The organism is Kocuria sp. KSNUG, from assembly GCF_049532735.1.
Classification (GTDB): Bacteria; Actinomycetota; Actinomycetes; order Actinomycetales; family Micrococcaceae; genus Kocuria; species Kocuria rhizophila.
The window spans coordinates 1,786,416-1,809,193 of the sequence record NZ_CP150981.1; the positions used below are offsets into that span (position 1 = coordinate 1,786,416).

The 22,778-nt window shown below is 70.3% G+C and carries 20 protein-coding genes; 16 read left to right on the plus strand and 4 right to left on the minus strand.

Translation table 11 applies throughout. From position 1 onward, the window contains the following. Positions 1-4: 4 nt before the first annotated feature. Together AABM36_RS07720 and AABM36_RS07725 are read right to left on the minus strand one after the other, a co-directional pair. Positions 5-442: a DUF4870 domain-containing protein gene (locus AABM36_RS07720; protein ID WP_423445662.1), complete on the minus strand. Its 438-nt coding sequence runs from the start codon at positions 440-442 to the stop codon at positions 5-7. 147 nt (positions 443-589) lie between these two features. After that, positions 590-1,468 (minus strand): DUF3097 family protein, encoded by an 879-nt coding sequence (locus AABM36_RS07725; RefSeq protein WP_423445663.1) that lies wholly within the window; start codon positions 1,466-1,468, stop codon positions 590-592. A 173-nt stretch (positions 1,469-1,641) separates the two neighbouring features. Here AABM36_RS07725 and hrcA point away from each other — a divergent pair, with 173 nt between their 5' ends. From hrcA to AABM36_RS07740, 3 genes are all read left to right on the plus strand, one after another. Then, positions 1,642-2,652, plus strand: coding sequence for a heat-inducible transcriptional repressor HrcA (gene hrcA, locus AABM36_RS07730; RefSeq protein WP_423445665.1), 1,011 nt, complete (start codon positions 1,642-1,644; stop codon positions 2,650-2,652). Positions 2,653-2,715: 63 nt separating this feature from the next. Continuing rightward, the gene (dnaJ, locus tag AABM36_RS07735; protein WP_019309236.1) at positions 2,716-3,858 is read left to right on the plus strand and encodes a molecular chaperone DnaJ; all 1,143 of its coding nucleotides are present in this window, start codon (positions 2,716-2,718) and stop codon (positions 3,856-3,858) included. Beyond that, positions 3,855-4,616 carry a 16S rRNA (uracil(1498)-N(3))-methyltransferase gene (locus AABM36_RS07740; RefSeq protein WP_019309235.1) on the plus strand — a complete coding sequence of 254 codons (762 nt, stop codon included), beginning with the start codon at positions 3,855-3,857 and terminating at the stop codon, positions 4,614-4,616. The genes dnaJ and AABM36_RS07740 overlap by 4 nt, the downstream gene beginning before the upstream one ends. Before the next feature lie 22 nt (positions 4,617-4,638). On the opposite strand, the gene AABM36_RS07745 is transcribed toward AABM36_RS07740, so the two are convergent. Then, positions 4,639-5,550 (minus strand): GerMN domain-containing protein, encoded by a 912-nt coding sequence (locus AABM36_RS07745; RefSeq protein ID WP_019309234.1) that lies wholly within the window; start codon positions 5,548-5,550, stop codon positions 4,639-4,641. Positions 5,551-5,808: 258 nt separating this feature from the next. On the opposite strand from AABM36_RS07745, the gene AABM36_RS07750 reads away from it, so the two are divergent. The 8 genes from AABM36_RS07750 (at position 5,809) to AABM36_RS07785 (ending at position 15,338) form a co-directional block, all read left to right on the plus strand. Further along, positions 5,809-6,924, plus strand: coding sequence for a PhoH family protein (locus AABM36_RS07750; RefSeq protein WP_019309233.1), 1,116 nt, complete (start codon positions 5,809-5,811; stop codon positions 6,922-6,924). 47 nt (positions 6,925-6,971) lie between these two features. Further along, positions 6,972-7,427 carry an rRNA maturation RNase YbeY gene (ybeY, locus tag AABM36_RS07755; RefSeq protein WP_192807211.1) on the plus strand — a complete coding sequence of 152 codons (456 nt, stop codon included), beginning with the start codon at positions 6,972-6,974 and terminating at the stop codon, positions 7,425-7,427. A gap of 49 nt (positions 7,428-7,476) precedes the next feature. Further along, positions 7,477-8,526 (plus strand): GTPase Era, encoded by a 1,050-nt coding sequence (locus tag AABM36_RS07760; protein WP_406019417.1) that lies wholly within the window; start codon positions 7,477-7,479, stop codon positions 8,524-8,526. A 93-nt stretch (positions 8,527-8,619) separates the two neighbouring features. Then, positions 8,620-10,230 carry an LCP family protein gene (locus tag AABM36_RS07765; protein WP_406019418.1) on the plus strand — a complete coding sequence of 537 codons (1,611 nt, stop codon included), beginning with the start codon at positions 8,620-8,622 and terminating at the stop codon, positions 10,228-10,230. Positions 10,231-10,400: 170 nt separating this feature from the next. Continuing rightward, a complete protein-coding gene (gene leuA, locus AABM36_RS07770) occupies positions 10,401-12,152 on the plus strand; it encodes a 2-isopropylmalate synthase (protein WP_406019419.1) in 1,752 nt (583 codons plus the stop codon). Between the two features lie 273 nt (positions 12,153-12,425). Continuing rightward, entirely contained in the window at positions 12,426-13,217 is a 792-nt protein-coding gene (recO, locus tag AABM36_RS07775) for a DNA repair protein RecO (protein WP_423445669.1), read from the plus strand. 71 nt (positions 13,218-13,288) lie between these two features. Next, entirely contained in the window at positions 13,289-14,080 is a 792-nt protein-coding gene (locus AABM36_RS07780; RefSeq protein ID WP_423445671.1) for an isoprenyl transferase, read from the plus strand. Between the two features lie 163 nt (positions 14,081-14,243). Further along, a complete protein-coding gene (locus AABM36_RS07785) occupies positions 14,244-15,338 on the plus strand; it encodes a quinone-dependent dihydroorotate dehydrogenase (protein WP_423445673.1) in 1,095 nt (364 codons plus the stop codon). Between the two features lie 75 nt (positions 15,339-15,413). Here the strand turns inward: AABM36_RS07785 and AABM36_RS07790 are convergent, their stop codons facing one another. After that, positions 15,414-16,031, minus strand: a complete 618-nt coding sequence (locus AABM36_RS07790) for a DUF3043 domain-containing protein (RefSeq protein WP_223110147.1) — start codon at positions 16,029-16,031, stop codon at positions 15,414-15,416. Positions 16,032-16,111: 80 nt separating this feature from the next. Between AABM36_RS07790 and AABM36_RS07795 the strand changes: the two genes are divergently transcribed. The 5 genes from AABM36_RS07795 (at position 16,112) to AABM36_RS07815 (ending at position 21,326) form a co-directional block, all read left to right on the plus strand. After that, the gene (locus AABM36_RS07795) at positions 16,112-17,524 is read left to right on the plus strand and encodes a dipeptidase (protein ID WP_423445674.1); all 1,413 of its coding nucleotides are present in this window, start codon (positions 16,112-16,114) and stop codon (positions 17,522-17,524) included. A gap of 84 nt (positions 17,525-17,608) precedes the next feature. Continuing rightward, positions 17,609-17,977 carry a HesB/IscA family protein gene (locus AABM36_RS07800; protein WP_019309223.1) on the plus strand — a complete coding sequence of 123 codons (369 nt, stop codon included), beginning with the start codon at positions 17,609-17,611 and terminating at the stop codon, positions 17,975-17,977. A 352-nt stretch (positions 17,978-18,329) separates the two neighbouring features. Beyond that, the gene (gene coxB / locus AABM36_RS07805) at positions 18,330-19,193 is read left to right on the plus strand and encodes a cytochrome c oxidase subunit II (protein ID WP_423445677.1); all 864 of its coding nucleotides are present in this window, start codon (positions 18,330-18,332) and stop codon (positions 19,191-19,193) included. 10 nt (positions 19,194-19,203) lie between these two features. Beyond that, positions 19,204-20,925 (plus strand): cytochrome c oxidase subunit I, encoded by a 1,722-nt coding sequence (ctaD, locus tag AABM36_RS07810; RefSeq protein ID WP_019309221.1) that lies wholly within the window; start codon positions 19,204-19,206, stop codon positions 20,923-20,925. After that, positions 20,922-21,326: a cytochrome c oxidase subunit 4 gene (locus tag AABM36_RS07815; protein ID WP_019309220.1), complete on the plus strand. Its 405-nt coding sequence runs from the start codon at positions 20,922-20,924 to the stop codon at positions 21,324-21,326. Before ctaD ends, AABM36_RS07815 begins: the two co-directional genes overlap by 4 nt. The last annotated feature ends 1,452 nt before the right edge of the window (positions 21,327-22,778 follow it).

Consider the following 22,778-nt stretch of genomic DNA (forward strand, 5'->3'; position numbering starts at 1 on the left):
CGAGTCAGCCCCGGTGGCCGGTGAAGCGGTCGTAGAGGTGGGTGTTGGCGCGGTACTGGTGCGGCTCACCGCGGTTGACCTTGATGCCGGCCCGCACCGAGGTGACCGCCAGGAACACCCAGGTGACGGCGGCGACGACCGAGAACACACCGCCGACCACGGGGAGCAGGGACAGCAGGATGCCGCCCAGCACGATGATGCTGGGGAGCATGGTGTAGTTGGCCGCCTCGCGGGACTCCTGGGCGGTGAACGGTCCGCGGTCCTTGAACACGCGGTGGATCACGTAGCTCGGGATCACACCCACCACGCCGCCGAGGTGGGCCAGGGTGGCCCACTGGCGGTCCTGGTTGACGTCCAGGGGCTGGGCCACCGGGTGCACGGACTCGAACGGCGCGGCGGAGTCCTGGGCGGAGGCAGAGGGCGTGGAGGCAACGTCAGTCACGTGAGGGTGTCCCTTTCAGGGGCGGTAGCCGGACCAGACGGGAGAGCGGGGGTCTGGTTCCCCCGATGATACCGGGGGCGTCTGGGAGCTCGCCACGGTGTGCGTCACACCGCGGGACCCCTGCGGCCGCCCGTGTTCGGGGACGGCTCAGCGTGCGGTGCCCTGGTCCGCGGTCAGGAAGTCGATGAGCTCCTCCACACGGCCCAGCAGCGCAGGCTCCAGGTCCGCGTAGGTGTTCACGCGCGTGAGGATCTGCTGCCACGCGCGGCCCCCGTCCTGCGGGGTGCGGTGGGGCAGTCCCAATGCCTTGGCCATGCCGGTCTTCCAGTCCACTCCGCGCGGGATCACGGGCCACGCGGGGATGCCCAGCGCGGAGGGCTTCACGGCCTGCCAGATGTCCACGTAGGGGTGCCCCAGGATCAGCACGTTGTCCGCGGCACCCGGAACCCGCAGGGCCTGCTCGGCGATGCGGGACTCCTTGGAGCCGGCCACCAGGTGGTCCACCAGGATCCCCAGGCGTCGCTGCGGGCCAGGGTTGAAGACACGGATGGCGGCGGGCAGGTCGTCGATGCCGTGCAGGGGCTCCACCACGATGCCCTCCACCGCGAGGTCGTGCCCCCAGACCTTGGCCACGAGCTCGGCGTCGTGGTAGCCCTCGACCCACACGCGCGACTCCTTGGCCACGGACGCCCTGAGGCCCTCCACCGCCACGGAGCCGGAGCGCGTGATGCGCTTGCCGGCGGGGGCGCTCCGCGGCGCGGGGGGTGTGAGCCGCACGGGTTCGCCGTCCAGCAGGAAGCCCGGCCCCAGTGGAAAGGTCTTGACCCGGCCGTGGCGGTCCTCGAGCCCCACCACGCGCATGCCGCCGATCACCTCCACGCTGACGACGGCGCCCACCCACCCGGTCTCGACGTCCTCCAGCACCATGTCGCGCGCCACGGCGACCTCGCGCGCCCTCGGCCGGGTGCGGGACACCTCGGGGCTGTCCAGGTCCTGGGGACCCCAGCCCCAGCCGGGTGCGTTCACGGGTTCCTCCTCGGTGCGGCGGGCAGATCAGCCGCGAGCGTACCAAAGCGGCCCCGGGGCACCCGCGCCCTAGACTGGGGGATTAGCACTGTGACTGGATGAGTGCCAAAATTGGTGCTCGGCCACGACGGGCGCACGGCCCGTTGCTCGACACGCCACGGGAGGTGAGGACCATGGACCATCCGCGCAGGGTGCAGATCCTGCGGGCCATCGTGGAGGACTACGTCCACTCCCGCGAACCCGTGGGCTCCAAGGCGCTCGTGGAGCGCCACCGGCTTCCCGTGTCCTCGGCCACGGTGCGCAACGACATGGCGGCCCTCGAGGACGCCGGTCTCATCGTGGCACCGCACACCAGTTCCGGGCGGATCCCCACCGACCAGGGCTACCGCGTGTTCGTGGACCAGATCGCCGCGGTCCAGCCGTTGAGTCCTGCCCAGCGCCGCGCCATCCAGGTGTTCCTGGAGGACGCGCAGGACATCGACGACGTCATGGAGCGGACTGTGCGCCTGCTCGCGCAGCTGACCCACCAGGCGGCCGTGATCCAGTACCCCGTGCGCACGGGAACCACCGTGCGCCACGTGGAGCTCGTGGACGTGGGTGCGGCCGTGCTGGTCATCCTCATCCCCACCTCGGGCCGCGTGGTGCAGCGGGCCGTGGAGCTGCGCACCGCGCTGGAGGAGCCCCAGCTGCTGGAGCTGCGTGCCCGCGTGCTCGCCCGGGTGCTGGGACAGGCGCTGGATGCCGTGCCGAGCGCCGTCGCCGGACTGGGGGAGACGCTGCCCGCGGAGTTGCGCGAGGCCGGGGACGCCGTCGGGGAGACCCTCTCCCTGCTCGCCTCGGCCACGGACGAGCACCGCCTGGTGATGGCCGGCACGGCCAACCTCGCGAGGTTCAGCGGCGACTTCCCGCAGAGCATCTCCCCGGTGCTGGAGGCACTGGAGGAACAAGTGACCATGCTGCGGTTGTTGTCCGAGATGCAGCAGGACGAGCGCGGGGTGGCCGTGCGGATCGGCTCCGAGGAGTGCGACGACCCGCTGGCAGAAGCCTCCGTGGTGGCCACCGGCTACGGACCGCGCGCCGCCTCCAAGGTGGGCGTGGTGGGACCCACCCGCATGGACTACCCGACCACCATGGCCTCCGTGCGCGCGGTGGCCCGATACCTCTCCAGGAACCTGGGGGACTGAGCGCCGCGCCGGCGCCGCCCCGACCGAGACCACAGACCCGACGAAAGCAGAAGCGACGACATCGTGAGCGACCACTACGAAACCCTCGGCGTGAGCCGTGACGCCAGCGCCGAAGAGATCAAGCGCGCCTACCGCAAGAAGGCGCGCAAGCTGCACCCGGACGTCAACCCGTCACCAGAGGCCGCGGAGGAGTTCAAGCGCGTCTCGCACGCCAACGACGTCCTCTCGGACCCCGACAAGCGCCGGGTCTACGACGCCACGGGCAACGAGAACGGCACGGACACCGGCTTCGGCGGTGGCTTCCCGGGCTCCGGGTTCGGCTTCTCCGACATCTTCGAGACGTTCTTCCAGGGCGCGGGGGCGGGCGGCCAGCGCGGCCCGCAGTCCCGCACCCGGCAGGGCCAGGACGCACTGATCAACGTGCGCATCTCCCTCAAGGACGCCGTGTTCGGGGTGGAGAAGGACATCACCGTGGACACCGCCGTGGTGTGCCCCGCGTGCGAGGGCTCCTGCTGCCAGCCCGGCACCAGCCCCACCACGTGCAGCATGTGCCGCGGCTCGGGGCACATGCAGTACCAGCGCCAGTCCATCCTGGGCATGGTCACCACGCAGGGCCCGTGCTCGCAGTGCAACGGCTTTGGCACCGTGATCGAGAGCCCGTGCCACGAGTGCTACGGCGAGGGCCGGGTGCGTGACCGCCGCCCGCTCACCGTGAAGATCCCCGCCGGCATCCAGTCCGGCAACCGCATCCGCCTGGGCGGCCAGGGCGAGGCCGGCACCGCCGGTGGGCCCAACGGCGACCTCTTCGTGGAGCTCAAGGTGGACCCGGACCCCACGTTCCACCGCGAGGGCGACGACCTCCACGCCCGGCTGCGCATCCCCATGACCGCGGCCGCCCTGGGCACCACCGTGACCCTGGAGACCTTCGACGGCACCCGCAGCGTGGCGGTGGAGCCCGGAACCCAGTCCGGCGCCACCGTGACCCTCGACGGGCTCGGCGTGACGCACCTGCGCGGCAAGGGACGCGGAAACCTGCAGGTCCACTTCGAGGTGGAGACCCCCCGCAACCTCACGGGCGAGCAGCGTGAGCTCGTGCAGCGGCTGGCGCAGCTGCGGGACGAGGAGGCCCACGACGGCACCACGGTCAACGCCACCGGTTCGGGCGGATTCTTCTCCCGGCTGCGCGGGCGGTTCAACGACCAGTGACCAACCCCGTCTTCCACCACCCCGGTGAGGAGCTCTCCCGGGCCCGTCCGGGGGAGCTCCTCGACGTGCACGGGCCCGAGGCGCGCCACGCGGTGACCGTGCGCCGGCTGCGCGCCGGCGAGCTCCTCGACCTCGTGGACGGCCACGGCACCCGCGCCACGTGCATCTTCAGGGACGGTGAGAAGGACCGGATGACCGTGGCCGTGAAGTCAGTCGCGCGTGAACCGCAGCCGCGGCCTCTGCTGAGCCTGGTGCAGGCACTGGCCAAGGGGGAGCGGGACCTTCAGGCCGTCGAGTCGGCGACCGAGCTCGGGGTCTCCCGGGTGGTGCCCTGGCAGGCAGAGCGCAGCATCGTGCGCCTGCGGGCCGAGCGCGCCGCCAAGACCATGGGCAAGTGGGAGTCGCTGCTGGCCACCGCGGCCAAGCAGTCCCGCAGGGCCACGTGGCCAGAACTGGCACCGTGGGTGGACACGGCCGGGCTGGCAGAGCTGATCCGTTCCGAGCCGGGCACGCTGTGGCTCGTGCTCCACGAGAGCGCGAACGTCCCGTGGTCGTCCCGCGAGGTGGCCGCCTGGGGCGAGCAGGAGCACGTGGCGGTGGTCGTCGGTCCCGAGGGCGGGATCAGCGAGCGGGAGCTCGAAGCACTGTGCGCGGCCGGCGCGCGGCCCGTGCGCCTGGGCGCCACGGTGATGCGCTCCTCCACGGCGGGTCCGGCGGCACTCGCGGCGCTGAGCGCGGTGCTGGGGCTGTGGGACTGAGGAGGACGGTTCCGGACCGTGCTCAGTCCGCGGGGGACACCGTGATCTCGTGGTCGTCCGCGATCGTGTGGCCCTGCTCGTCCGTGCCGCTCACCCGGATGGTGTAGGTCCCCGGTTCCAGGTCCACCACGGTGCGCAGCTCCGTTCCTGTGGTGGGATCGGTGCCGGGCGTGGGTCCGTCCACGGTGTCGCCCTTGACGCGCCGCTCGCCCGAGGTGATTTCCCACCGGACGTTGTGCACGGAGGGCAGGATGCGGGCGAAGATCGTGAGCGGGCTGCCGGGATCCGTGCCCGTCTGGGGGTCGATGAGCCAGATGGGCGCCGCGAGCGCGGGGTCCCGCGTGAGCGGGTCGTCCAGGGTCACCGCGCCGAAGGCCCGGTAGCCCGTGCGTCCGTCCACCAGGATGCGGACCTCCTTGGCGGTGGCGGAGTCCAGCAGGCCCGCGGTGACCGCGGCGGCGGAGACGGTGTAGACCATCTGCTGCAGCGCCATCCGGGCGTCCTGCTCGGAGAGCTGCGCCGTGAACGCCGCAGCCGGCAGGTCCACTGTGACGGTGCCGTCCGGGGTGACGCTGGTTCCCACGGTGTCGACCGCGGACCACAGTGTGCGGTAGTCGGGGTCGGAGGGCGCGGCCGCGGTGACGGTGAGGGCCGCGCGTGCCACGGGATCTGCGATGTCGCTCGTCACGGGGGTGCGGAACTCCCGGAAGAGGTAGCCCGACTCCTCGCCGGTGCCCACCCAGTACACGGGGGCCTGCTCCGTGGCCACACCGTCCACGGAGTCGTTGGTGCTGCCGTGCGCGGCGCCGATGCCCGGCGCGGCCGCGGACTTGTTGTCCGGGCGGTCTGCCGCATTGCCGCACGAGGAGACGCCAACGGCGAGCACGCCCGCCACCGCGAGCGCGGTGACGCGGTGCAGGATGCGGGTCGTCATGGGTTCCTCTCGGTCGCCTGGGTGCCTGTCGCAGTGGTCGTGACGGGCGGTACGACGCCGCGGTCGGCGTCGTGGACCGAGGAGACGGTGGCTGCCGTCCCCGGCCCGGCGGTGGTCGTGGTGGCGGGCGTCCCGCCGACGACACAACCTACCGGGGGAGAAACGTGCGGTGCCACCGTTGCGCGCGTGCGCACGGGACCGTTACCGGATTGCAACCCGCGGCCCCGGCCGGGCCGTGAGCGGATAGGCTGGGGGGCGATGACCGAAGCACTCGAGGGCAACAACACCCTGACCACCGCATCCCGTCCCAGCCGTGAGACCACCCGTGTGAGCGTGCACATGCCGGACCGGGACACCGCCGTCCGCTGCCTGGGCCAGGCGGACACCACTCTGCGCCTGCTGGAGCAGCAGTTCCCGGCCGTGCGGATGACCGTGCGGGACCTGGACGTGGTGCTCGAGGGGCCCGTGACGGACACCCGCCTGGCGGCGTCGCTGCTCGAGGAGCTGCTGGCCATGGCGCTGCGCGGCACGGAGATCACCGAGCGCACCGTGATGCGCGTGGCCCGCATGATGCGTGACGCCCAGGACCTGCGGCCCTCGAGCGCGCTGTCCACGAGCATCCTGTCCACGCGCGGGCGCACCATCCGCCCCAAGACGGTGAACCAGAAGACCTACGTGGACGCGATCGACGAGCACACCGTGGTGTTCGGCATCGGCCCCGCGGGCACCGGCAAGACCTACCTGGCCATGGCCAAGGCCGTGCGCGCGCTGCAGGCCAAGGAGGTCAACCGGATCATCCTCACGCGGCCCGCGGTCGAGGCGGGGGAGCGGCTGGGGTTCCTGCCCGGATCGCTCAACGACAAGATCGACCCGTACCTGCGCCCGCTCTACGACGCGCTGCACGACATGATGGACCCCGAGTCCATTCCGCGGCTCATGGAGGCCGGCAGCATCGAGGTGGCACCGCTCGCCTACATGCGAGGGCGCACGCTCAACGACGCCTTCGTGATCCTGGACGAGGCCCAGAACACCACGCCCGAGCAGATGAAGATGTTCCTCACCCGACTGGGTTTCGGCTCCCGGATCGTGGTGACCGGTGACGTCACCCAGGTGGACCTCCCCGGCGCCACCAAGTCCGGGCTGCGCCAGGTCCAGCACGTGCTGGGCGGGATCGACGACATCGCATTCTGCGAGCTGACCTCCGCGGACGTGGTGCGCCACGAGCTCGTGGGGGAGATCGTGGCCGCGTACGACCAGTTCGACACGACCAACAGGCACCGCGTGGAGCGCGCGCGGCGCAAGGAGGACCGGCGTGCCGCCCGCCCCGCCCACGGGGCCGCGGAGGCCGGTCCGGGGCAGGGGTCCGCGCGGTGAGCGTCGCGTTCGACCTGCCGTGGGAGACCCCAGAGGACCAGGCCGGCCTGGCGCCGTGCTGGCGCGCGGTGGACACGGCCCAGCTGGGCGCGCTCGTGGAGCTCGCCTTCCGGCGCTGGCACCTGCACCCGGACACCGAGGTCTCGATCGCTGTGGTGGACGAGGAGCAGATGGCCCAGCTGCACGAGCAGTGGCTGGAGCTGCCTGGCGCCACGGACGTGATGTCCTTCCCCATGGACGAGCTGCGGGAGGGCACCCCGGAGGAGCCCTCCCTGGGAGTGCTCGGGGACGTCGTGCTGTGCCCTCCGGTGGCGCAGCGCCAGGCGGAGGCCGCGGGGCACAGCACCGAGGACGAGCTGTGCCTGCTCACCGCCCACTCCCTGCTTCACCTGCTCGGCCACGACCACGCGGAGGAGGACGAGCGCGAGCGCATGTTCCGCGCGCAGCGCGCACTGCTCGAGGAGTTCCTCGGCCGCGACGCGCCCGTGGAGACCATGTCATGACCCCCCGCCCGCCGCACCGCACCACGCACCGAACTTCCGAGGACGTCGCATGAGCCAGGACAGCACCCCCGCCGAGCAGGACTTCCGCGCCGGATTCGCGGTGTTCGTGGGCCGCCCGAACGTGGGCAAGTCCACGCTCACCAACGCCCTGGTGGGACGGAAGGTGGCCATCACCTCCAACCGCCCGCAGACCACCCGGCACACGATCCGCGGCATCGTCCACCGCCAGGACGGACAGCTGGTCCTCGTGGACACCCCCGGTCTGCACCGGCCCCGCACCCTGCTGGGTCAGCGGCTCAACGACGTGGTCGCGGAGACCCTCGGCGAGGTGGACGTGATCGGCTTCTGCGTTCCCGCCGACCAGAAGGTGGGTCCCGGGGACCGCTACATCGCGCAGCAGGTGGTCGCCGCCGTGGGGCGCACACCGGTCGTCGCGATCGTGACCAAGGCCGACCTCGTGCCGCAGGACCGGCTCATGGAGCAGCTGCTCGCGGTGAGCGAGCTGGGCCGCGAGGTCGTCACCGCGGAGCGCGCCCAGCGTGAGGCCCGCCGACGACGCCGCGACGCCGCGTCCTCGGGACGGCCCCCCTCCGCGCCGGGCCGGGGGGCGGCGTCGGACGAGGACGCCGGCTGGGCCCACGTGATCCCCGTGAGCGCCGCGGACGGCTACCAGGTGGACGAGCTGGGCGAGCTGCTCGTGTCCCTCATGCCGGTGTCCCCGCCGCTGTACCCGGAGGGCGACCTCACGGACGAGCCGGAGGTCACCATGATGGGCGAGCTCATCCGCGAGGCCGCCCTGGAGGGCGTGCGGGACGAGCTGCCGCACTCCCTGGCCGTGGTGGTGGACGAGGTCTCCGAGCGCGAGGGGCGCTCGCCCGAGAACCCCATGCTGGACGTGCACGCGAGCCTCTACGTGGAGCGTCCGTCCCAGAAGGCGATCGTGATCGGCAAGCGGGGGGCGCGGCTGCGCGAGATCGGCACGCGCTCCCGTGAGCAGATCGAGGCGCTGCTCGGCACCCGCATCTACCTGGACCTCCACGTCAAGGTGGCCAAGGAGTGGCAGCGGGACCCCAGGCAGCTGTCCAAGCTGGGGTTCTGACCCGGTCCGAGCCGTCCCCCCCCGCGGGGAGTGCCCCGCCGGATTGACCGTCGGCGCCGCGACCCCGCGAGATCAACTTCCCAGGAGTCACCGGTGGAACCCAGTCCCAGTCACCGCAGCCGCCGTGAACCCGGCGCGGCGGCGCCGTGGGCCTCCCAGCCCGCGCAGAGCGCCGCGCCGGCGGAGGAGCCGTTCGAGCTCCGTCAGACGGGACGCCACCACCGGGCCCGGGAGCACCGCTCCTCGACCCGCAGGATCGCCGTGATCCTCGTGGTCCTGGCGCTGATCAGCGTGATCGGACTGGGCGGGGTGGCCGCTCTGCGGCTCACGAGCAACCTCACCTCCAGTCCACTGGACCTCTCGGAGAGCTCAAACGCCGTGGAGGGTGGCCCGCTGGACATCCTGGTGATGGGCTCGGACACGCGCAGCGGACAGGGCAACAGCGAGTACGGCAGCGCCGAGGACTCCGAGGGACGCACTGACGTGATGATGCTCGTGCACGTCACCGAGGCCCGGGACGCCGTGACCGTGGTGTCCTTCCCACGGGACCTCGTGGTGGACATCCCGCAGTGCACCGACCCCGAGTCCGGGAAGGTCTACCCGGCCGGGACGGACATGCTCAACAGCGCGGTGGAGCGCGGCGGCCCCGGGTGCACGGTCGCGGCCATCAACAAGCTCACCGGTGTGGACGTGGACCACTTCATGCTGGCGGACTTCAACGCCGTCACCGAGCTCTCCACCGCCGTGGGCGGCGTGGAGGTGTGCGTCAACGAGGCCGTGGACGACCCCAAGTCCGGGCTGAAGCTGCCCGCCGGCATCTCCACCGTGGAGGGGGAGCAGGCCCTCGCGTTCCTGCGCTCCCGCGCCGCGTTCGGCAACGGCGGGGACGAGGCCAGAATCCGCTCCCAGCAGGCCTTCCTGGCGTCCCTGACACGCAAGATCCAGGCGGACGGGACGCTCACCAACCTGCCGCAGCTCTACCACATCGCCGAGGTCATGACGCAGAACCTGCACGTGGACCAGGGGCTCACCTCCATTCCCGCGCTCGTGGAGATCGCGGGCACCTTCAACGGCATCGACCCGGGCAGCATCGCGTTCGTCACGGCCCCCACGCACCCGCACCCGGAGGACCCCAACCGGCTGCAGCTCGAGGAGCAGCCGGCCCAGAAGCTGTTCGCCACCCTCCAGCAGGACGTCGGGGTCACGGGCGGCACGCAGGGCTCTGCGTCCCCGTCCGCGTCGTCGCCCTCGCCCGCCACCTCGGACGACGCCGCACCCTCGGCACCCGGTGCCGCCGCGCCGTCGAGCGCCACGCCCTCCGCGACCGCCCCCGCGGTGGCCCCGGCCCTCGTTCCCGTCACCGTGACCAACCGCTCGGACGCGGGCGGACGGGACGCGCAGCTCGTGTCCGTGCTGAAGAAGGCCGGCTACGAGCAGACCCGCAGCGGCCGCTCGGGCGCCCAGCTGTCCGCCACGCAGATCTTCTACCACCCGGACTGGGCGGTGGCCGCGGACGACGTCGCGCGGCTGCTCAATGTCTCGGACAGCCAGCTGGTGGCGTCCTACGAGGTCGAGGGCGTGGAGGTGGCCGTGGGGCAGGACTTCACGAGCGGGGACCGGATGACCCGGGACCAGCAGCTGCCGGACGGGCTCGACGGCCAGACGGCGGAGCAGTTCACGTGCCAGGCCACAGCGGACGGCTGACGTTGTGGTGATGCGCACCCCCGGTGGTACGTTGGATCACATGTGGACCAACGTGCAGCGACTCCTGCTTACGTGCCGCAGCGGGGCCTGACACAACGTTCAACGGCCGAGCACCCGCTGCGGAGTCGCCCGGTGCCGGCCACCACGTCACAGCTCGAAAGGCCCCTCCCGTGAAGAACCTGCAGCGCCCCTCCGGCATGCCCGCCCACAAGTACACCCCGTACCAGCAGAACTTCCCGTTCGACATGTCCGACCGCACGTGGCCGGACAAGGTGGCCACCACGGCGCCGCGCTGGTGCGCCGTGGACCTGCGGGACGGCAACCAGGCCCTGATCGACCCCATGGACTCCCACCGCAAGCTGAAGATGTTCCAGCTGCTCGTGCGCATGGGCTTCAAGGAGATCGAGGTGGGCTTCCCGTCCGCGTCCCAGACCGACTTCGACTTCGTGCGCACGCTGGTGGAGGGCGGTCACATCCCGGACGACGTCTCGATCCAGGTGCTGACCCAGTCCCGGGAGCACCTGATCGAACGCACCTACGAGGCCATCGACGGCGCCAAGAACGCAATCGTGCACCTCTACAACTCCACCTCCACCCTGCAGCGGCGCGTGGTGTTCCAGCAGGACATGGACGGGATCGTGGACATCGCCCTGACCGGGGCCCGCCTGTGCCGCAAGTACGAGGAGCAGCTCAGCGGCACGAACATCGTCTACGAGTACTCCCCGGAGTCCTACACCGGCACCGAGCTGGAGTTCGCGGCCCGGATCTGCAACGAGGTGGCCGAGACCTTCGAGATCGGCAACGGACGGCAGATGATCGTCAACCTGCCCGCCACCGTGGAGATGGCCACCCCCAACGTGTACGCGGACACCATCGAGTGGATGGGCCGTCACCTGTACCACCGGGAGGACATCATCCTGTCCCTGCACCCCCACAACGACCGCGGCACGGGTGTGGCCGCCGCGGAGCTGGGCTACCTGGCCGGGGCGGACCGGATCGAGGGGTGCCTGTTCGGCAACGGCGAGCGCACCGGCAACGTGGACCTGGTGACCCTGGGGCTGAACCTGCTGACCCAGGGCGTGGACCCGCAGATCGACTTCTCGGACATCGAGGAGATCCGCCGCACCGTGGAGCACTGCAACCAGCTGCCCGTCCCCGAGCGCAGCCCGTATGGCGGTGACCTGGTGTTCACGGCGTTCTCGGGCTCGCACCAGGACGCCATCAAGAAGGGCTTCGAGGCCATGCAGCGCGACGCCGAGCAGCAGGGCGTGGGCGTGGACGACCTCGAGTGGGCGGTGCCGTACCTGCCCATCGACCCCAAGGACGTGGGGCGCAGCTACGAGGCCGTGATCCGCGTGAACTCGCAGTCCGGCAAGGGTGGTGTGGCCTACCTGCTCAAGAGCGAGTACGGGATCGACCTGCCCCGCCGCGCCCAGATCGAGTTCTCGGGTGCCGTGCAGAAGTACACGGAGACGTCCGGTTCCGAGGTCTCGGCGCAGCAGCTGTGGAAGATCTTCTCGGACGAGTACCTGCCCACCACGGACGGCACCTCCCGGTGGGGCCACTACCGCATCACCTCCATCTCCACCCATGCGGAGGACGAGGGCGGCACCGTGCTGGAGATCGGTCTGGACGTGGGCGGTGAGCACCGCGAGCGCACCGCGCAGGGCACCGGTCCCATCGACGCCCTGATCAACCTGTTCAACCAGGAGGGCGTGGACGTGCGCCTGCTCGACTACACCGAGCACACCCTGTCCGCCTCTGCGAACGCCCAGGCGGCCAGCTACGTGGAGCTGGCGGTGGGGGACCGGGTGCTGTGGGGTGCCGGCATGGACAGCAACACCACCCGTGCGTCGCTCAAGGCCGTGATCTCGGCCGTCAACCGCGCGGTGCGGGACGCCCAGGGCGCCGAGCAGGACTGATCCCGACGTCCCCGTCCGGGCCCGCGGGGGCTGCGGTTCCGCGCCTGTCGGGGCCCCGGCCAGTACGGCCGGGCCCCGACGGTGCACCGCGGGGATCGTCGGACCCCGGTGGCTCCGGACCGCGGCGCAGCCACCGGCCCGGCACCGAGCGGTCCCCGGCGGGGCACGGAGCGCACCGCCACGGTCCGGCAGACCGAGGGGCGGCGTTGTCCGTGCGGACCGCGCTCCCGGACCAGCGCGCAGGGCACCGCGCGGGGTGGCACAATGGCGCGCGTGACCCGTTCAACCTTCGCCTCGCGCAGCTACCGCGACGACGCCGTGGTGCTGCGCACCTACAAGCTGGGTGAGGCGGACCGCATCGTGATCCTGCTCAGCGCCGAGCACGGGCAGGTGCGGGCCGTGGCCAAGGGTGTGCGCCGCACCACGTCCCGTTTCGGGGCCCGCCTCGAGCCGTTCAACGTGGCCGAGGTGCAGCTGGTCCACGGGCGGACCCTGGACATCGTGTCCCAGGCCATCGGCAAGCGGTCCTACGGGGAGCGGATCGCCTCCGACTACGAGAGCTACACCGCGGCCGCGGCCATGGCGGAGACGGCAGAGAAACTCACCGCCGACGACCACGACACCTCCTCCCAGCACTACCGGCTGCTCGTCGGAGCGCTCTCGGCGGTGGCCCGGGGGCTGCACGAACCCGGGCGAATCCTCGATTCCTACCTGCTGCGGGCCGTCTCCCTGGCGGGGTGGACGCCGAGTTTCGTGGACTGCGCCCGCTGCGGTGCTCCCGGGCCCCACCGGTCGTTCTCCGCCGCACTCGGCGGCGCCGTGTGCCCGCAGTGCCGCCCCCCGGGTTCGGCCGCACCGAGCGACGCCACGTTCCAGCTGCTGGACGGTCTGCTGCGCGGTCACTGGCCCACCATCGACGCCGCCGATCCCCGGACGGCGCGTGCGGCGGCCGGGTTCGTGGCCACCTACGTCCAGTGGCACATGGAGCGCACCGTGCGAGCCCTGGCTCTCGTGGAGCGAGCGGGAACCTGGGACGCAGCACCGGAGGCCCCCGCAGACCGCTGACCCGCACGGGGTGGGCCCTGCCAGGTTCTAGGGTGGGGGAGTACCGACCGTCGCTCCGAGAGGACCACCGCGTGAACCGCTTCAGCCCCCCGCCGCCGCACTCCAGCGGGGAGACCGCGCCCGACATCCACCCCGCCCTTCTTCCCCAGCACGTGGCGCTCGTGATGGACGGCAACGGCAGGTGGGCCAATCAGCGGGGGCTTCCGCGCACGGAGGGCCACCGGGCCGGGGAACGGGCCCTGATGGACGTGGTGGCCGGTGCCATCGAGCTGGGCATCCCCAACGTCTCCGCATATGCCTTCTCCACGGAGAACTGGAAGCGCTCACCGTCCGAGGTGGCCTTCCTCATGAACTTCACGGGGGACGTGATGTCCCGCCAGCTGCCCACGTTCCAGGAGTGGGGGATCAGGGTCCGCTGGGCCGGGCGTCGCCCGCGGCTGTGGGGCTCGGTGATCAAGCGGCTGGAGACCGCCGAGCGCGAGACGGAGGGCAACGACGTCATCACGCTGACCATGTGCGTGAACTACGGCGGCCGGGCGGAGATTGCGGACGCCGCCGCAGCCATGGCCCGTGACGCCCGTGAGGGTCTGCTCAAGCCGGGGTCCATCACGGAGGACACCGTGCAGCGGTACCTGGACGAGCCGCAGCTGCCCGACGTGGACATGTTCCTCCGGTCCTCCGGGGAGCAGCGGCTGTCCAATTTCATGCTCTGGCAGTCCGCCTACGCCGAGCTGGTGTTCCTGGACGTGCTCTGGCCGGACATGGACCGGCGGGTGCTGTGGCGGGCCGTCCAGGACTACGTGGAGCGGGACCGGCGCTACGGGGGAGCGGTGGATCAGGCCGTGAATCCGGAGGGATCCTGACGGGCTCAATGTTGGAAGTCTTCACCAAAACTTGAGAATCAACTCGTGACAATCACCTGAAACTTGAAGTACTAGGGCATCGATCACCCCACCCAGTGGCACCCGCGGCCCCCGTCCGACGCAGACCGATCTCGGCCCGGAGCCCGTGTGGGAAACTGGACCCATGCGCGTGTATCCCGCCTTCTTCAAGGCCGCCTTCTCCTGGATGGATCCCGAACTCGCCCACACCCTGGGTTTCGCCGGCATCTCGCTGACCCGTCGTTGCGGGCTGGGCCGCGTGCTCTCGCGGTTCACCGCCCCGGATGCCGGGAACGAGGTGACCGTGATGGGCCTGACCTTCCCCTCGCCCTTCGGTCTGGCCGCCGGCTTCGACAAGGGGGCCACGGGCGTTCACGCCCTCACCGATCTGGGCTTCGGTCACGTGGAGGTCGGCACGGTCACGGGGCATGCTCAGCCCGGCAACCCCCGCCCCCGCCTGTTCCGGCTCGTGCGGGACCGCGCCGTGGTCAACCGGATGGGCTTCAACAACGACGGAGCCCAGGCGGTGGCTCCCCGCGTGGCTGCTGCGCTGCAGAGCCTGGCGCAGGAGGCGGCCCGGACCGGGCGGCGTCGTCCTGTGGTGGGGGTGAACATCGGCAAGACCAAGGCGGTGGAGCTGGAGCACGCCACCGAGGACTACGTGCGCAGCACGCGCTTGCTGGCCCCCTACGCGGACTACCTGGTGGTCAACGTGTCCTCGCCCAACACCCCCGGGCTGCGTCAGCTCCAGGAGCTGGACTCCCTCCGGCCGTTGCTGCGTGCCGTGCGCGCCGAGGCGGACCGTGACACCTCCCGGCGGGTGCCGCTGCTGGTGAAGATCGCCCCGGACCTGGCGGACGAGGACGTGCTCGCCGTGGCGGACCTGGCCATGGACCTCGGGCTGGACGGCATCGTGGCCACCAACACCACGATCGCCCGTGACGGGCTGGGACTGACCACGGAGCAGGACGAGGTCGTGCGCTGCGGTGCCGGTGGCCTGTCGGGTGCCCCGCTGCGTCGGCGCTCCCTCGAGGTGCTCCGGCTGCTGAAGGCGCACGTGGGGGACCGTCTGGTGCTCGTCTCGGTGGGCGGTGTCTCCACGGCGGAGGACGTCGTGGAGCGCCTGGACGCTGGTGCCTCCCTCGTGCAGGGGTACACCGCGTTCCTCTACGAGGGGCCGTTCTGGGCCGCACGGATCAACAAGGGCCTGCGGCGCGCGGCGCGGCGCACCACCCGCTGATCGTCGCCGCCCCGGCGAAGGACAGGGGCCCGGACCACCACCGTGGTCCGGGCCCCTGTCCTTCGAGGTCGGGCGTCACTCGGGACGTTCGCCGCGCCGCACCTGCGGCTTGGGAAGGCGCAGCCGGCGGATCGTGAACGCTCGCATGGACGCGTACCAGCGCGTGCCCCGCTGCACTGTGCCGAACTTGCGCTGCATGGCCTTGTGCATGCGCTGGGACATGATCACGGCGTCGATGATGCTCAGCGCCACGTACCCGTACACGACCCAGATCAGGGTCATGGCCAGGGACTGCACCGGCAGGAAGAGGATGAGGAACACGAGCAGCAGGAAGATCAGCACGTACTCGCCCACGTTGAACCGGGCGTCCACCCAGTCGCGCGCGAAGCGGCGCTGGGGTCCCGCGTCCCGCGGACCCAGGTAGCGCTCGTCCCCGGCGGCCATGCCAGCCTGGGCCTGCGCGCGGCGCTGACGCTCGGCCTGCTTGGACTCCGCCTTGGCGGCCTTGCGGTCCTCGGGAACCAGGGGACGACGACGAGCGGCCTCCTGCTCCTTGCGGGTGGGCGTGGGGCGGCCCTTGCGGCCGTCGGCGGGCTGCCCGCCGCGGTCCGGGGTCTCGGCGGCCTCGGTCACGGCCGTGGCGCGCACGGCGGTGGAACCCGTGGATTCTTCTGTCTTCCTGCGTCCAAACACCCGACCAGCCTAACGGAGTCCCGGGCGGGCTCCGCGCGTGCGACCTGCCACCTGACGGCAGGCGCCGTTAGGCTGGGCCCATGAGCACAGACTTCACACGTCCCAGTTCCGACACCGTCGAGGCCCTCCGGGCGAGCGTGGAGAACTCCCGCGCCACGCTGCTCGGCGAGCTCGGTGAACTCGTCGCGATTCCCGGCATCGCCTGGGACTCGTTCGACGCCGCCGACCTGGACCGCAGCGCCGAGGCCGTCGCAGCCCTCCTGCGCGGTCTGCCGTTCGACAGCGTGGAGGTGCTGCGCGTGCCGTCGCCGGACGACGCGGGTCACCCGGCCGTCGTCGCGCGCCGGGCCGCGGCTCCGGGGCACCCCACGATCCTGCTGTACGCCCACCACGACGTGCAGCCCCCGGGCAGGCGGGAGCTGTGGAACACCGAGCCGTTCGAGGCCGTGGAGAAGGACGGACGTCTGTGGGGCCGCGGCGCGGCCGACGACAAGGCCGGTGTTATGGCTCACGTCGGAGCGCTCCGGGCGTTCTTCGAGCACCACGGCGAGGAGCCCGGACTGGGAATCACCGTGTTCGTCGAGGGGGAGGAGGAGGCCGGCTCGCCCGGTTTCGAGGCCTTCCTGGCGGCCCACAAGGACAAGCTCGCCGCGGACGTCATCGTGATCGCGGACTCCGCCAACTGGGAGGTCGGGGTCCCCGCGCTGACCACCACGCTGCGCGGCGTCGTCGGCGGGATCGTGGAGATCAGCGCGCTGGACCACGCGGTGCACTCCGGCATGTTCGGCGGTCCCGTCCTGGATGCGCCCACGCTGCTGTCCCGACTGATCGCCACGCTGCACGACGACGACGGTGCCGTGGCCATGGCCGGGCTGCTGAGCGAGGACGCCACGGACGTGGACTACGACGAGGCCCGCTTCCGCGCGGACGCCGGTGTGCTCGACGGCGTGCAGCTGGCCGGGCGCGGCTCCATCTCCTCCCGGATCTGGACCCAGCCCGCCATCTCCGTGACCGGCATCGACGTCACGGACGTGGACCACGCCTCCAACACCATCGCCGCCAGCGCCCGAGCCAAGCTCAGCCTGCGCGTGGCCCCCGGGCAGGACCCCAAGGAGGCCGCCGAGGCGCTGCGCACGCATGTGCTGGAGCACGCCCCGCTCGGTGCGCACGTGACGTTCGAGGTCGAGGAGGCCGGGCCGTCGTTCCGCGCGGACGACACCGCCGTGAGCTCGCAGATCGCGCTGTGGGCCTTCGAGCAGGCCTGGGGACGTCCGGCCGTGACCGCCGGGATGGGCGGGTCGATCCCGTTCACCGCCACGCTCACGGAGGCCTACCCGGACGCGCAGATCCTGATCACCGGCATCGAGGACCCGGACACGCGCGCCCACAGCGCCAACGAGTCCCTGCACATCGGGGACTTCCTGCACGCCGTGACGGCCGAGGCCCTGGTCCTCACCGCCCTCGCCGAACAGGGGCGCGGCGCAGCGGAATGATTCCGCGCACCACCGCGTTCCACCCGCAGAACCGTTGAACCGCACTCAGGGGTAGGCCCCCGGGTCGCACAGAAAGCGAGCACCATGAGCGTCACCACGGACAACGAGACCACCCAGGACCTGCCCGCCCACGAGGTCCTGCTCACCGACAACGCCGCGCAGAAGGTCCGGGACCTCCTCGAGCAGGAGGGCCGCACGGACCTGCGCCTGCGCGTCGCGGTGCAGCCCGGGGGCTGCTCCGGGCTGATCTACCAGCTGTACTTCGACGAGCGGGTCCTGGACGGGGACCACGTGCGTGACTTCGGGGGAGTGGAGGTCATCGTGGACAAGATGAGCGTCCCGTACCTCAGCGGCTCCACCGTGGACTTCGAGGACACCATCTCCAAGCAGGGCTTCTCGATCGACAACCCCAACGCGCAGGGCTCCTGCGCATGCGGAGACAGCTTCCACTAGGAGCACGCCGTCGCGAAGGGGTGCGCAGGGCCTGACGGGCCCGGTGCACCCCTTCTCCGTGCCCGCACACCTCGGCCACGGCACCCCGTGACGCCCCCGCGCCGGCTCTACCGCGCCGGCTCCACCGCGCGAGCGAACCCCTGCCCCCGCACGCGCACGACGCCGCCGCGTGGCCCGGGGGAGTGGGACACCACCCCGTGGGCGGGCACGACACGGCGCGCTGACACAGTGTCAGCACATCGTGGGGGTGAGGGGTAAGCTTCCCAGGGAGAACCATTAACGGGCAACGTGTCCTCTGTGCCCACGCGCAGGACCGACGCCGAGCCCACGTACAGAAGAGGAAGGGCCGTCTGTGAGTTCGCAAACTCGAACCGGCAGCCGCCGCGGTCGGAAGCTGAAGCTCTCGGCAGTGGCAGTCCTGGCGACGATCTCGCTCACCGCGTGCTCGGAGCAGGTCGAGGTGGGCTTCCTGCCCACCAAACGTGGCACCACCGACAACGCCGATCTGATCATGGACCTGTGGATCGGCTCGTGGGTCGCGGCCCTCGCCGTCGGTCTCCTGGTGTGGGGCCTCATGCTCTGGTGCATGGTGGCCTACCGCCGGCGCAAGAACGAGACGGGCTACCCTCGCCAGCTCGCGTACAACGCACCGCTGGAGATCTTCTACACCATCGTCCCGATCGCCATGATCGTGACCCTGTTCTTCTTCTCCTTCCGCGCCCAGACCGAGATCACGGACCGCTTCGAGAACCCGGACACCAAGATCCAGGTCTACGGCAAGCAGTGGGCGTGGGACTTCAACTACGTGGACGACGACGTCCACTACCAGGGCGTCCAGGCGCACCTCACCGGTGAGCCTGGTGTCGAGGAGACGCTGCCCACCCTCTACCTCCCCGCCGACAGCGAGGTGGAGCTGGAGATCACCTCCCGTGACGTCATCCACTCGTTCTGGGTTCCGGCATTCCTGGAGAAGATCGACATGATCCCGGGCCGCACCAACTACATGAGCTTCACCACCGGTCACGAAGGCACCTTCGCCGGCAAGTGCGCGGAGCTGTGCGGTGAGTACCACTCGGAGATGCTCTTCAACGTGGCCGTCGTGAGCCAGGAGGAGTACGACGCTCAGATGCAGAAGCTGCGTGACGAGGGCAACACCGGCCTCGTGGGCGACGAGTACAACCGCAATCCCAATCAGAACGCAACCTCCAACAACTAGGGGATAGGCAATGTCTACGCTTGAATATTCGCGGGACGACGCGGCAGCAGCCGCACCCCGCGTTGTCCCACGCTCCAAGGGCCGGGTGATCGTCAACTGGCTCACCTCCACGGACCACAAGACGATCGGGTACATGTACCTGATCTCCTCGTTCATCTTCTTCTGCGCGGGCGGCGTCATGGCGCTGCTCATCCGCGCCGAGCTCTTCCAGCCCGGCATGCAGATCCTGGAAACCAAGGAACAGTACAACCAGCTGTTCACCATGCACGGCACGATCATGCTGCTGATGTTCGGCACCCCGCTGTTCATCGGCTTCGCCAACGTCATCGTGCCCCTGCAACTGGGCGCACCGGACGTGGCGTTCCCGCGACTGAACGCGCTGTCGTTCTGGTTCTTCCTGTTCGGCTCGCTGATCGCGGTGTCGGGCTTCCTGTCCCCGCAGGGCGCCGCCTCCTTCGGCTGGTTCGCCTACGCGCCCTTGAACAGCACCACGTTCAGTCCGGGCGTCGGTGGTGACCTCTGGGTCTTCGGCCTCGGCCTGCAGGGGTTCGGCACCATCCTCGGTGCGGTCAACTTCATCACCACCATCGTGTGCATGCGCGCGCCCGGCATGACCATGTGGCGCATGTCCGTGTTCACCTGGACCACGCTGATCACCTCCATGCTGGTCATCATGGTCTTCCCGCCGCTGGCCTCCGCGCTGTTCGCGCTGGGCATGGACCGGCGCCTGGGTGGTCACATCTTCGACCCGGAGAACGGTGGCGCCATCCTGTGGCAGCACCTCTTCTGGTTCTTCGGCCACCCCGAGGTCTACGTGCTCGCCCTGCCGTTCTTCGGCATCGTCTCGGAGATCATTCCGGTGTTCTCCCGCAAGCCGATCTTCGGGTACAAGGGCCTGGTCTTCGCGACCATCGCCATCGCGGCTCTGTCCGTGACCGTGTGGGCGCACCACATGTACGTCACCGGTGCTGTGGCCCTCGGCTTCTTCTCCTTCATGACCATGATGATCGCGGTCCCCACCGGCGTGAAGTTCTTCAACTGGATCGGCACCATGTGGCAGGGCTCGCTCACTTTCGAGACGCCCATCCTGTGGGTGCTGGGCTTCCTGTTCACGTTCCTGTTCGGTGGTCTGACCGGCATCATCCTGGCCACCCCGCCGCTGGACTTCCACGTGTCTGACACCTACTTCGTGGTCGCGCACTTCCACTACGTGATCTTCGGAACCATCGTGTTCGGCATGTTCGCCGGCTTCTACTTCTGGTGGCCCAAGTTCACCGGCAAGATGCTCAACGAGCGAATCGGCAAGATCCACTTCTGGCTGTTGTTCGTGGGCTTCCACATGACCTTCCTGATCCAGCACTGGCTGGGCGTGGACGGCATGCCCCGCCGGTACGCGGACTACCTGCCCGAGGACGGGTTCACCTGGATGAACCAGTTCTCCACCATTGGCTCCATGCTGCTGGGCGTGTCCATGATCCCGTTCTTCTGGAACGTGTACACCACTCACCGCAACGCCAAGAAGGTGGAGGTGGATGATCCCTGGGGCTTCGGCGGTTCTCTCGAGTGGGCGACCTCCTGCCCGCCCCCGCGCCACAACTTCACCTCCCTGCCTCGGATCCGTTCCGAGCGCCCTGCGCTGGATCTCCACCACCCGGAGCTCTCCGCGTTCTCGAGCCAGCAGTATGATGCCGAGACCCCCCTGGTCGGCGGCAGCGGAAGGAACGGACGATGAGCACCACTATCAAGACCTTCCTGATGCTCGGTGTCTTCTGCACCGTGGTCGGGTTCGTGTACGGCTACGTCACGGACTTCCAGGAGCTCGCGGGCTTCCCGGCTCTGCTGGCGGTCGCGGCCATGAGCTTCATGCTCGTGGTGTACCTCTGGCTCGTCCAGCGCTCCACCGGGGGCACCCTTCCGGAGGACCGCGAGGACGGCGAGATCGTGGAGATGTCGGGCGAGTACGGCGCCTTCTCCCCGTGGAGCTGGTGGCCGCTGCTTCTCGGTCTCGGTTGCGCGCTGTTCGTGACTGCTCTGGCCATCGACTGGTGGATCGTGGGGCTCGCTGTTCCCGTGGCGCTGCTCGGTCTGCTCGGCCTCGTGTTCGAGCACAGCCGTGGAGATCACGCCCACTGACGTCACGCGTCTGAGGTTCACTCAAGGAGCCCGCACTGTCCCCGGACGGTGCGGGCTCTTTGATGTCCAGCGGTGGCATCCGAACTTTCGCATCCGAGATGTTTGCAGCCTGATCTCAGGGGCAGGCCCCGTGATGTCAGGACCAGCACCGAGTACGGGCGAGGCGCACCGGTACCGGCACCGACACCGAGCCATCCTCCAAGCCCCACCCGGGGACGAGGCCGTGTGAGCCCCCTGCGCCTGTAACGGGGCCCCGGATGGCAGGGCCCTCACAGAGAAGGCCCGTACAGCGGCCGCGGGCCCGGGTGGAACCTCAGCGGGTCCCCGGGCCTGCACCGGGTGTCCTGCTACGGCCGGCGGTGCCCCGTGGGCCCCAGCCCGCGACGGCGGGCGGTGGTCCCGTCGATAGCCCCCTGAATCCACGTTCGTAGGATGTCGGTGCGCCCCGTAACCGCGTGCAGCAGACAGCCCGTCGGGCGGTGCATCATCTCCCTCGGCAGGCTCGGCAGGCTCGGCAGGCTCGGCAGGCTCGGCAGGCAGGGCAGGCCCGGCAAGCTTAGCCGGGTTAGCGGGTTCAGCAGGATCGGTAGGCCCGGCAGCCCCGGAAGACGGGTAACTAGGTATTCCGGCAGACCAGTAGTGACGGATCTGTTCCCTCCGGCACTCAGCGGGGGTGGGCCTGGCACTCTACCGGCTTCTGCTGCCCCTGTAGCACGCTGAAAGCGCTGCGCTCCGTCCGTGGCCGGTGCTTCTGTGCGACGGCGTGCAGACGACCAAATAACCGCGGAGCAGGGCCTTCCACGACGTGCGGCGCCGAGCGGGGGAGGCGCGTCAGCACACGACCGGTGGTGGAACTGCTGCGGGGAGCCCATGTCCCGGGTGTTCGTGTGTGCCCTCCGCTGACCCCTGAGCGCGTCTGTGGACCCCTGAGGCACGTGAACTCTGCCCGACTGGCGGGGGTGGATCGCCAGGAGCGGGGAGGGAGAGAGGCCGTGGTTGTGTGGGACCGGCCCTGTGGCCGGCAGGTGCAACGTCACGACGTGAGGGCCAGCTGCGGTGAACGGGAATGCCCGCTGTCCTCCTCAACGACGCGAGGGTCAGTATGGAGGATGCCTGTCATGTGCGCGTTCATACGACAGTACCGCGTGTGCGAGGCATGGCATCCGCGCTGGGGCGCCCTATTGCGACCGAGCTGAGCCGGCCGGTTGTGTCGCGAACGGGGCGCGTGGTGGTGTCCGGCCAGGGGCGCGTAGTGGTTTCCAGCCCCGGACGCGGTGTCAGAGCGAGGGAAGAAGGCACCTGATGATTGCCCCCGCGCTCCGCGGCCCCGAGTTCTTCTGGCCGCGGCAGGAGGCCTCGCCGGCGGACATCCTCGATGACCAGACCAGCGCCTGGCCTCCGCGGGGCCATCTCAAGGAGTGCAGATGAAAAAGTGGGCCCGTGGAGATCCGA